Genomic DNA, 10,738 nt, shown 5'->3' with positions numbered 1-10,738 from the left:
ATCGTTTCTTTCGGGTGGGAGAGGTTCACCAGCCGCAGCACCAGCCCGATCCCGGTGACCAGGATCGCGACCAGCCAGAAGTTCGGCGTGAACCGCCCCGGCCCGGCCAGTCGGCGGCGCACGATGTCCGGGACCGGCGCGGCGGCGCGCAGCTCCGGCTTGGTCGCTTCGGTGAGCACACCCGAGGTCATTGGGCGATCGTAGGGGGCGGGATGCCACCATCGCACATGTGCCATTGATTCTCCTTGGAGCGCCGCTCGGCAACCCGGACGACGCCTCGCCCCGGCTTCGCGAGGTGCTGGCCACGGCCGACGTGGTCGCCGCCGAGGACACCCGGCGGCTGGGCCGTCTCGCGCAGCACCTGGGCGTTGTGATCACCGGCCGTCTGGTCAGCTATTTCGAGGGCAACGAGGATCGCCGTACCCCGGAACTGGCCGAACTCCTCCGGGAGGGCCGGACGATCGCGGTGGTCACCGACGGCGGCATGCCGAGCGTGTCCGACCCCGGGTTCCGGCTGGTCCGGGCCGCGGTGGCGTTGGGCGTGCCGGTGACCGCCGCGCCGGGACCGAGCGCCGTCACCACCGCGCTCGCGGTCTCCGGGCTGCCCTGCGACCGGTTCTGCTTCGAGGGCTTCCCACCCCGCAAGCCGGGGGAGCGGCGCGCGTACTTCACGGCGCTGGCCGCCGAGCCGCGCACGCTGGTCTTCTTCGAGTCACCGCACCGGATCGCCGACACGCTGCAGGACCTGGCCCTGGCGTTCGGCGAGGACCGGCCGGCCGCGCTGTGCCGCGAGCTGACCAAGACCTATGAGGAGATCCGCCGGGGCACGCTCGGCTCGCTGGCCGAGGACGCCGGGACGGCCCGCGGCGAGATCACGCTCGTGGTGGGCGGCGCTCCGGCGGTCACCGCCGAGCGCCCGTCCGACGCCGCGCTGGCCGCCGAGGTCGCCGCCCTGGTGGCCGGCGGCACCGACCGCAAGCAGGCGACCCAGGAGGTGGCCCTGCGCCACGGCGTACCGAAGCGGGACGTCTACGCGGCGGTCGTGGCCCACAAGTAACTTTCAGTAGGACGCCAGCACGATGCCCGCGGCCAGCACCAAGGGCGCCGCAGTCGTGAGGGCCCAGACGCCAAGCCGGGTCCGCAGCCGGCCCAGCCGCCAGGCGCCGGTCAGCCACGACAGCGTCAGGCCGCACAGCACCACCAGGCCCAGCCCTACGGTCCAGCGCACCCGCAGGCCGGACGGCGCGCCGGCGTAGGCGATGCGGCCGCCGGGCACCATGCTCGCCTCGACCGAGTCGCCCGGTGCCGCTTCGAGGCCGACCAGGCCGACCAGTGGCACGCCGCTCTGCTCGTGAAACGCGGCCTGGCAGCGCCGCAGCACGCCCTTGCCCTCGCAGGCGGTCACCGTGGCCGGGCCGCGCACCTCATGGCCCATGTCGAGCCAGAACGGCTCGGCGCTCGTCCACGCGAAGAAACCGGTCAGCAGGGCGAGCAGCAGCATCGACGCGAGGCCGGTCGCCGGGTGGCGCGGCTGCCTGGGCGGCGGCCGCTTCGACCGCCCCGGCGCGACCCGCATGACCGGACGATCCCGTACCGCCACGGCGCCCGCCAGGCGCGCCGCCTCGACCGTCGGGTCGTCCGGCACCGCCACGGCGGCGGTCGTGGTGGCCGGCCAGAACAGGAAGTCGTCCGGCTCCGGCCCGGGCTCGGTCACGTCGGGAATCGTGATGGTCGACGGGGCGGGCGGGATGCCGGCGGCCTCGCCGCGCCACCACCCGGCATCCGGGCTCGGCGCCGGCCAGGGACGCTGCGATGGCTGGTCACTCACGATTTCAATTGGACAACGGGCGATCGCCGACGTTTCGGACGTCACCTCGCGTGTCGGGAGAAACTATCCGTTCGCCGAAGCACGGTACGGGTCACTACGCTTTCAGGTCATGAGTCGTGTTCTCGCCGCGGTCGCCTGGCCTTATGCCAACGGGCCGCGCCACATCGGTCACGTGTCCGGATTCGGGGTGCCTTCCGACGTCTTCAGCCGCTACATGCGGATGGCCGGTCACGACGTGCTGATGGTCTCGGGCACCGACGAGCACGGCACGCCGATCCAGGTCCAGGCCGACGCCGAGGGCGTGAGCCCGCGCGAGCTCGTGGACCGGTACAACCGCGTCATCGTCGAGGACCTGCACGGCCTCGGCCTGTCGTACGACCTCTTCACCCGCACCACGACCGGCAACCACTACCAGGTCGTCCAGGAGCTGTTCCAGGGCCTCTACGACAACGGGTACATCATCGCCAAGACCACGCTCGGCGCGATTTCCCCGTCGACGGGCCGCACGCTGCCCGACCGCTACGTCGAGGGCACCTGCCCGATCTGCGGCTACGAGTCCGCGCGGGGCGACCAGTGCGACAACTGCGGCAACCAGCTGGACCCGGAGCAGCTGATCAACCCGCGGTCGAAGATCAACGGCGAGACGCCGCGGTTCGTCGAGACCGAGCACTTCTTCCTCGACCTGCCGGCCTTCGCCGAGCAGCTCAACGCCTGGCTCGACACCCGCACCGACTGGCGCCCCAACGTCCTGAAGTTCTCCAAGAACCTCATCGACGACCTCCAGCCGCGGGCGATCACCCGCGACCTGGAGTGGGGCGTGCCGATCCCGCTCGAGGACTGGCGGAACCGCGACGACAAGCGCATCTACGTCTGGTTCGACGCGGTGATCGGCTACCTGTCGGCGTCGATCGAGTGGGCCCGCCGCTCCGGCGACCCCGAGGCGTGGCGCAAGTGGTGGCAGGACCCGCAGGCCCAGGGGTACTACTTCATGGGCAAGGACAACATCGTCTTCCACTCCGTCATCTGGCCGTCCATCCTCCTCGGCTACTCGGGCCCGAAGCCGCAGAGCCTGGGCGCCCTCAACCTGCCGACCGAGGTGGTCTCGTCGGAGTACCTGACGATGGAGGGCCGCAAGTTCTCCTCGTCCCGCCGCGTGGTCATCTACGTGCGCGACTTCCTGGAGCGCTACGACGCCGACGCGCTGCGCTACTTCATCGCCGTGGCCGGCCCGGAGTCCAACGACACGGACTTCACCTGGTCGGAGTTCCGCCGCCGCAACAACGACGAGCTCGTGGCCGGCTGGGGCAACCTGGTCAACCGCTCGATCTCGATGGCGGCCAAGAACTTCGGCGAGATCCCCGCGGCCGGCACCCTGACGCCGGAGGACGAGACCCTGCTGGCCTCGGTGCGGGCGGGCTTCGACAGCGTCGGGGCACTGCTGGCGAAGCACCGCCAGAAGGCCGCGATCACCGAGGCGATGCGGATCGTGGGCGAGGTCAACAAGTACTTCTCGGACCAGGCCCCGTGGAAGCTGAAGGAGGACAAGCCCCGCATGGGCACGGTCCTCCACGTGGCCCTGCAGGCGGTCCGCGACTGCAACACGCTGCTGACCCCGTTCCTGCCGCACGCGGCCCAGCGGATTCACGAGCTCCTGGGCGGCGCGGGCGTGCACGCCCCGATGCCGGAGATCGTGGAGGTCGAGGACCTGGACAACGGCCGGACGTATCCGATCCTGACCGGCGACTACACGGTCGGCGCCCGGTGGGAGCCGGTGGCGATCACGGCGGGCACGGCGCTGCAGGCCCCGACCCCGGTCTTCCGCAAGCTCGACGAGTCGATCGTCGAGGAGGAGCTGGCCCGCCTGTCCTCCTGACGAGCGCCTGCTCGCGTCGGCCTGGCGTCCATGATCAAGGGAAACTTCTGGCTGTCCATAGCAACCAGATCGTTCCCTTGATCATGGACCAGGACCGACGTCGGCTACAGGGTGTACCAGTGGTCGCTCTCGTGGGCGTCCGTCACCTCGCTCGCGGGGGCCCAGGCCTCGTAGACCCCGCGCTCCACGCAGTGTGCGCCCAGCCGGGCCACCTGGTCGCCGTCCGGCCGGGACAGGCGCAGGCGGAGCCAGTCGCCCTCCTGGCGCACCACCGTGCAGCGGGCCTCGCGCCACGTCGCGCGGGGGACCCGGCGGGCCAGGGCCTCCAGCGGGTAGCGGGCCGCGCGGGTCTTCGCCGCCACGCGGAACTCGCCCGGCGGGTCGACGATCGCCTCGAACATGTTGTCGCGGTACTTGCCGATGTAGCGGGTCAGCGGCGGCGCGACCGGGAAGTACTCCTGGTCGGAGGCGTCCGGCAGCAGGTGGCGCCACTGCGGGCCGTGCATCCGGGACCACGCCCGCTGCTCCGGCAGGTACGTGTAGAGCGTGACCTCCGTGCCGTCCGCCGTGTAGGCGACCAGCGACGTGTTCGCCGGCACCGGCAGCTCGGCCAGGTCGGCGGTCACGAACTCGGGGACGATGTGGCGGCCGCTCGGGGCGAAGCCCGTGCCGATCACCGGGGGGCCCAGGCGGTCGTGGGGCGGCATCGCCACCAGGCCGCCGTAGGAATCGGCGAGGGGCACGTCGTAGTCGTACGCGTCGACAGCGCGCCAGCGGATCGCGAAGACCACCTCGGCGGCCGGCTCGCCGGAGAGGATGGCCAGGTCGGCCGGGGTGCGCAGGTGGGCGACGTCGAAGGCGCGGTAGCAGAAGCCGCTGATCGGCCAGCCGCGCAGGTAGCCGGCGAGCTGGGTGCCGGTCAGGAACTTGATCATGCGGGTGCCACGGCGGACCGCGGCCGTGCGGCGGATCGGGGCCAGGCTGGCCGCCGCCGACGGGGTCTGGCTCAGCTTGTGGATCGCGGCCCAGTCCATCGCGCGGGTCACCGGCATCAGCAGCGGCTCGTCCTCCAGGCCGTCGAGGGCCGAGGCCACCTCCGTGGCGTGGATGAACCGGCGGTACGGCCAGCGCGCTCCCGGTCGCGGATTGGGAAGGAAGCCGGGTGCGGGCGTCGTGGCGTACACCTCGAATGCCGCGCCCTGGGCGATCTCCTCGGCCGGATAGGCGACCCCGTCGATGGTCACGCTGTGGGTCGCGGATCCCTCCGCGTGGCCGATGACTGTCACTTTTGCGACGCTAGGGGCGGGTGGTGTGCGTGAGGTGAACGAATGGTTAACGCCGGACCGGGGGTGGCATGCTTGACGCCGATGAGTGCGAGAAAACACAGTCGCGAGGGGACGTTCCCCCCGGCCACCGAGCCCCTGCCGGTCGCGGTGCCGGACAGTCACACCCACCTCGACATCACCCTGGAGGATGACGGCCGGGGCGGCCCCGCCACCGTAGCGGATGCCGTCGATGCCGCGACGGCGGCCGGCGTCGATCGGCTGGTGCAGGTCGGCTGCGACGTCGAGTCGTCGCGGTGGGGCGTCGAGGTCGCCGAGCAACACCCGGCGGTGGTCGCGACCGTCGCACTGCACCCGAACGACGCGGCAAGACTGACCGACCTCGACGGCGCCCTGCGGGAGATCGAGCGGCTGGCCGCGCATCCCCGGGTCCGTGGCATCGGCGAGACCGGCCTCGACTACTTCCGCACCGGCGAGGACGGCCGCAAGGCGCAGCACGAGAGCTTCCGTGCGCACATCGCGATCGCCAAGCGGTACGGCAAGACGCTGGTCGTCCACGACCGCGACGCCCACGACGACGTGCTCGCCGTGCTCGACGAGGAGGGCGCGCCCGACCAGGTCGTCATGCACTGCTTCTCCGGCGACGAGCAGTTCGCCCGGGAGTGCCTCGACCGCGGCTACCTGCTGAGCTTCGCGGGCACGGTCACCTTCGGCAACGCGGCCCACCTGCGCCGGGCGGCGGCGGTCACACCCCTCGACGGGCTGCTGGTGGAGACCGACGCACCGTTTCTCACGCCCACGCCGTACCGTGGCCGCCCCAACGCCTCGTATCTCATTCCCCTGACCGTCCGCGCCCTCGCCGACGTCACCGGCCACGGCCTCGACGCCCTGTGCGCGGCCATCTCGGCCAACGGCGACCGGGCCTTCGGGTCCTGGCGGTGAGCCTGCTCGGCCCGGCCGAGGTCCGGGAACTGGCGCACAAGCTCGGCATCCGCCCGACCAAGCAACTCGGGCAGAACTTCGTGCACGACCCCAACACGGTGCGGCGCATCGTGCGGGCCGCCGACCTCGCGCCCGACGACGTCGTGCTGGAGGTCGGCCCCGGCCTCGGCTCGCTGACCCTGGCCCTGCTGGAGCACGGCAACCGGGTGCACGCCGTGGAGATCGACCCGGTGCTCGCCGCCGCGCTGCCGGACACCGTGGCCCGGTTCGCTCCGGAGCAGGCCGACCGCCTCACGGTCATCCCCGGCGACGCGCTGCGCGCCGAGGTGCCGGCCGGCCCGACGGCGCTGGTGGCGAACCTGCCGTACAACGTGGCCGTCCCGGTCGTCCTGCACCTCCTGGCGAACCTCCCCACCCTCCGGCACGGGCTGGTGATGGTGCAGAAGGAGGTCGCCGACCGGCTCACCGCAGGCCCGGGCAGCCGGGTCTACGGGGTGCCGAGCGTGAAGCTCGCCTGGTATGCGACCGCCCGGCAGGCCGGCAAGGTGCCGCCGAGCGTGTTCTGGCCGGTCCCGAACGTCGACTCCGGGCTGGTCGGGTTCACCAAGCGAGCGCAGTCGGAAGGCGACCGCGAGGCGACCTTCGCGGTCGTCGATGCCGCGTTCGCCCAGCGCCGCAAGATACTCCGGGGCGCCCTGGCCGGCTGGGCGGGCGGCCCCGACGCGGCCGAGCGGATCCTCCGCGCGGCCGGCGTCGACCCCGGCGCCCGCGGTGAGCAGCTCACAGTGGAGGACTTCACCCGCATCGCGAGCCAGCGTCGGGCCGGCGGGGCGCCCGGGTAGGGTGCAGCAGTGACCGAGCCGCTCTTCTCCGAGGACGAGGAGTTCGACCGGCCGCGCCTGGCCGCGCACGGACCGGTCCGGGTCCGCGTGCCCGCGAAGATCAACCTCCACCTGCACGTCGGGCCTGCCCGGCCCGACGGTTTCCACGAGCTGACCACCGTGTACCACGCGATCGGTCTCTATGACGAGATCACCGCGCGGCGCGGCGACACGCTCACGCTGACCATGGAGGGCGAGGGCACCGGCGAGCTGTCGCTCGACGAGGACAACCTCGTGATCCGCGCCGCTCGTGCGCTGGCCGCGGAGACCGGGCACGAGCCGCACGCCCGGCTGCACCTCAAGAAGCAGATCCCGATCGCGGCCGGGCTGGCCGGCGGCAGCGCCGACGCGGCCGCCGCCCTGGTCGCCTGCGACCAGCTCTGGGGCACCGGCATGTCCCGCGACGACCTGGCCGCGATCGCCGCGACGCTCGGCTCCGACATCCCGTTCCTGGTGCTCGGCGGCACCGCGCTCGGCACCGGCCGGGGCGAGCTGGTCAGCCCGGTCCTCACCGGCGGCCACACCTGGCACTGGGTGCTCGCCGTGGCCGAGGAGGGTCTGTCGACCCCGACCGTGTACCGCACGTTCGACCAGCTCGGCGGCAACTCCGGCGCCGGGACCCCGGACGGGCTGCTCGCCGCGCTGCGCCAGCGCGACCCGGAGGTGCTCGCCGGCGAGCTCGCCAACGACCTCCAGGCCGCCGCGCTGCACCTGCGCCCCGAGCTCCGGGGCGTGCTCGACGCCGGGCTCGACGCGGGCGCGCTGGCCGGCCTGGTCTCCGGCTCCGGTCCGACCTGCGTCTTCCTGGCCGAGGACGCGCGGCACGCGGCGCTCCTGGCGGCCGAGCTGGAGTCGCGCGACTGCTGCCGCGCGGTGCGCACCGCCGTCGGCCCGGTGCCCGGGGCGAGGGTGCTCTGAGATGGCCAACATCGTCAACCTTGACAAGGTCTCCAAGTCGTACCCCGCCGGGCGCATCTTCGACGAGGTGTCCCTCGGCATCGACGACAGTGACCGCATCGGCATCGTCGGGCTCAACGGCGCCGGCAAGACCACGCTGCTGCGCATGCTGACGAAGGTCGAGGAGCCGGACGAGGGCCGGGTCACCCACCGGCGCGACCTGCGCGTCGCGGCGCTGCCGCAGGCGCTCGACCTGCCGCCGGCGGCGACCGTGCGCGACGTGATCGTCGGCACCGCCTGGCTGCCGGCCGGCTTCGCCGCCGAGCACGAGTGGGCCGGCGACGCGGGCGTGCGCACGGTCCTCAACGGTCTGGGCATGCCGCACCTCGGCCTCGACGCGCCGGTCGGCCCGATGTCCGGTGGTGAGCGCCGCCGGGTGGCGCTGGCCGCGCTGCTGGTCCGCCCGGCCGACCTGCTCATCCTCGACGAGCCGACCAACCACCTCGACGTGGCCGGCATCGCCTGGCTGGCGCGGCACCTGCTCCAGCGCCGTGGCGCGCTCATCGTCGTCACCCACGACCGCTGGTTCCTCGACGCCGTCTGCACCACCACCTGGGAGGTCGCCGACGCGACCGTCCGCGCCTACGAGGGCGGCTACGCGGCCTGGACCCTCGCGCGGGCCGAGCGGGTGCGGGTCGCCGCCGAGACCGAGGCCCGCCGGCAGAACCTGCTGCGCAAGGAGATCGCCTGGCTGCGCCGCGGCCCGCCCGCGCGGACCAGCAAGCCCAAGTTCCGCATCGACGCGGCCAACGCGCTCATCGCCGACGTGCCGCCGCCCCGCGACACGGTCTCGCTCCAGCGCCTCGCCGTCACGCGGCTGGGCAAGCAGGTGTACGAGCTGGCCGGGCTGGAGCTGCGGGCCGGCGACCGGGAGCTGCTGGCCGGCGTGGACTGGATCGTCGGCCCGGGCGACCGGATCGCGATCCTGGGTGCGAACGGCGCCGGCAAGACCACGCTGCTGCGCGTGCTGGCCGGCGTCCGCGAGCCCGACGGCGGGCGGGTGCTGCGCGGCACGACGGTCCGCCCGGCGTTCCTGTCCCAGGAGCTGCGCGAGCTGCCCGGCGACCTGCGGCTGCTGGAGGCGGTCGAGGAGGTCGCCAAGCGGGTCAAGCTCGGCGACCGGGAGCTGTCCGCGGCCCAGCTGGCCGAGGTCTTCGGCTTCACCGGCGCGCGGGTCTGGACGCCGGTCGCCGACCTGTCCGGCGGTGAGCGGCGCCGGCTCCAGCTGCTGCGGCTGCTCGCCACCGAGCCCAACGTGCTGCTGCTCGACGAGCCGACGAACGACCTCGACATCGACACGCTGGCCGCGCTGGAGGACCTGCTCGACACCTGGCCGGGCACGCTGATCGTGGCCAGCCACGACCGCTACCTGGTCGAGCGGGTGACCGACACCGTTTTCGGCATGTACGGCGACGGGCGCCTGGTCCACCTGCCGGGTGGCGTCGACGAGTACCTGGCGCACGTCTCCTCGGCGGCGGAGACGGGCTTCGCAACCGAGTCGAAGGCCGCGTCGACCGCCGCCCGCGGCGCCGACCTGCGGGCGTCGGACAAGGACCAGCGCGCCGCCAAGAAGGAGCTGGCCAAGCTCGAGCGCAGCATCGACCGCCTCACCCAGAAGGAAGAGGCGCTCCACGCGCAGCTGGCCGAGCACGCCACCGACTACACCCGGATCACCGAGCTGGACGCGGAGCTTCGCGCGATACAGCGGGAGAAGGCGGAAGCCGAGGAACAATGGCTCGCCCTGGCGGAGATCGCCGGTTGACCCGGCCTTAGAATCTCGACCATGGCCGCACACTTTCCGATCAACCACCACCTCCGGCCGCTCTACCGGCTGCTGGCCGGGGTGGCGGGCCTCTACATGCTGGTCTTCGGCGTGGTCGGCTTCGCGCAGACCTCCGGCGCCGAGTTCTTCACCCGCGACGAGGCCGAATGGGTGCTCGGCCTGCGGACCAACCCGGCGTTCTCGCTGCTCTCGCTCGTTGCCGGGGTCGTCGTGCTGGGCGCCAACCTCATCGGGCGCAACGTCGGGCACGCCATCAACACCCTCGCCGCTGTCGTCCTGACCGTCGTCGGCATGGCGTCGCTCGCGCTGTTGCAGACCGAGGCCAACGTCTTCGCGTTCTCGATGGTCAACGTCATCGTGACCTTCATCCTCGCCGCCATCGTCGGCACGGCGAGCCTCTACGACCGGGTCGGCTCCCACGCGGAGGCCAAGGCGGAGGAGGACTTCCGCCACGGGCCGAGCACCGCCCGAAGCGCCGCCTGACCTCAAGAATGCGAAAGGGGGCGCGCGAGGCGCCCCCTTATTCACTTGCCTTGCCGGGTCACCAGCGTCGGCTTGCCCTTCATGTTGGACAGGCCGTTCCAGGCCAGATTGACCAGGTGCGCGGCGACGACCTCCTTCTTCGGCTTGCGGACCTCCAGCCACCACCGGCCGGTCAGCGCGACCATGCCGACGAGCGCCTGGGAGTACAGCTCGGCGAGTTTGGGGTCGAAGCCGCGGCGCTTGAACTCCGAGCCGAGGATGTGCTCGGCCTGGTGCGCCACGTCGTTGAGCACGCTCATGAAGTTGCCGGTCGGGGACATCACCGGCGCCTCGCGCACCAGGACCCGGAAGCCGTCGGTCTCCGACTCGATGTAGTCCAGCAGCGCGAGGGCCGCCTGCTCGAGCAGCTCGTGCGGGTGGCCGGCGGTCAGCGCGTTGGTGATCCGGTCGAGCAGCGACCGGACCTCCCGGTCGACCACCACCGCGTAGAGGCCTTCCTTGCCGCCGAAGTGCTCGTAGACGACCGGCTTCGACACCTTCGCCCGCGACGCCACCTCCTCGATGGAGGTGGCGTCGAAGCCCCGCTCGGCGAAGAGGGCTCGCCCGATCGAGATGAGCTGTTCACGGCGTTGCGTGGAGGACATCCGGACCCGGCCTTTCGCGGGGGCCGGTGGCGGCGGTGCCGGCGGGCGCAGGTCGTCTTCTTCC

The 10,738-nt window shown here is 72.4% G+C and carries 11 protein-coding genes; 7 read left to right on the top strand and 4 right to left on the bottom strand.

Annotated features, from left to right (window positions below):
* On the bottom strand, window positions 1–191 hold a 191-nt coding region (locus ABZS66_RS30635; protein WP_354763671.1), incomplete at its 3' end, for a hypothetical protein.
* A 29-nt stretch (window positions 192–220) separates the two neighbouring features.
* On the opposite strand from ABZS66_RS30635, the gene rsmI reads away from it, so the two are divergent.
* Window positions 221–1,057: a 16S rRNA (cytidine(1402)-2'-O)-methyltransferase gene (gene rsmI / locus ABZS66_RS30630; protein ID WP_354763678.1), complete on the top strand. Its 837-nt coding sequence runs from the start codon at window positions 221–223 to the stop codon at window positions 1,055–1,057.
* 3 nt (window positions 1,058–1,060) lie between these two features.
* On the opposite strand, the gene ABZS66_RS30625 is transcribed toward rsmI, so the two are convergent.
* Window positions 1,061–1,828 carry a hypothetical protein gene (locus ABZS66_RS30625; protein ID WP_354763669.1) on the bottom strand — a complete coding sequence of 256 codons (768 nt, stop codon included), beginning with the start codon at window positions 1,826–1,828 and terminating at the stop codon, window positions 1,061–1,063.
* 109 nt (window positions 1,829–1,937) lie between these two features.
* Between ABZS66_RS30625 and metG the strand changes: the two genes are divergently transcribed.
* The gene (gene metG, locus ABZS66_RS30620) at window positions 1,938–3,701 is read left to right on the top strand and encodes a methionine--tRNA ligase (protein ID WP_354763667.1); all 1,764 of its coding nucleotides are present in this window, start codon (window positions 1,938–1,940) and stop codon (window positions 3,699–3,701) included.
* 104 nt (window positions 3,702–3,805) lie between these two features.
* Here metG and ABZS66_RS30615 read toward each other — a convergent pair whose 3' ends face one another.
* Entirely contained in the window at window positions 3,806–4,987 is a 1,182-nt protein-coding gene (locus ABZS66_RS30615) for a hypothetical protein (RefSeq protein ID WP_354763665.1), read from the bottom strand.
* An 81-nt stretch (window positions 4,988–5,068) separates the two neighbouring features.
* Between ABZS66_RS30615 and ABZS66_RS30610 the strand changes: the two genes are divergently transcribed.
* Genes ABZS66_RS30610 through ABZS66_RS30590 form a run of 5 tightly spaced genes read left to right on the top strand, consistent with a single transcriptional unit; the run spans window position 5,069 to window position 10,030 of the window.
* On the top strand, window positions 5,069–5,926 hold the full coding sequence (locus ABZS66_RS30610) for a TatD family hydrolase (RefSeq protein WP_354763663.1): 858 nt from the start codon (window positions 5,069–5,071) through the stop codon (window positions 5,924–5,926).
* Entirely contained in the window at window positions 5,917–6,768 is an 852-nt protein-coding gene (rsmA, locus tag ABZS66_RS30605) for a 16S rRNA (adenine(1518)-N(6)/adenine(1519)-N(6))-dimethyltransferase RsmA (protein WP_354763676.1), read from the top strand. Before ABZS66_RS30610 ends, rsmA begins: the two co-directional genes overlap by 10 nt.
* 9 nt (window positions 6,769–6,777) lie before the next feature.
* A complete protein-coding gene (locus ABZS66_RS30600) occupies window positions 6,778–7,725 on the top strand; it encodes a 4-(cytidine 5'-diphospho)-2-C-methyl-D-erythritol kinase (RefSeq protein ID WP_354763661.1) in 948 nt (315 codons plus the stop codon).
* Between the two features lies 1 nt (window position 7,726).
* The gene (locus ABZS66_RS30595; protein WP_354763659.1) at window positions 7,727–9,526 is read left to right on the top strand and encodes an ABC-F family ATP-binding cassette domain-containing protein; all 1,800 of its coding nucleotides are present in this window, start codon (window positions 7,727–7,729) and stop codon (window positions 9,524–9,526) included.
* 21 nt (window positions 9,527–9,547) lie between these two features.
* Entirely contained in the window at window positions 9,548–10,030 is a 483-nt protein-coding gene (locus ABZS66_RS30590; RefSeq protein ID WP_354763657.1) for a DUF4383 domain-containing protein, read from the top strand.
* Between the two features lie 41 nt (window positions 10,031–10,071).
* Here the strand turns inward: ABZS66_RS30590 and ABZS66_RS30585 are convergent, their stop codons facing one another.
* On the bottom strand, window positions 10,072–10,674 hold the full coding sequence (locus ABZS66_RS30585; protein WP_190257882.1) for a TetR/AcrR family transcriptional regulator: 603 nt from the start codon (window positions 10,672–10,674) through the stop codon (window positions 10,072–10,074).
* Window positions 10,675–10,738: the final 64 nt, after the last annotated feature.

This window comes from Dactylosporangium sp. NPDC005572 (genome assembly GCF_040605515.1).
Classification (GTDB): domain Bacteria; phylum Actinomycetota; class Actinomycetes; order Mycobacteriales; family Micromonosporaceae; genus Dactylosporangium.
Note: the sequence above shows the minus strand (reverse complement) of the source record. Positions and strands in the feature narration are given on the sequence as shown.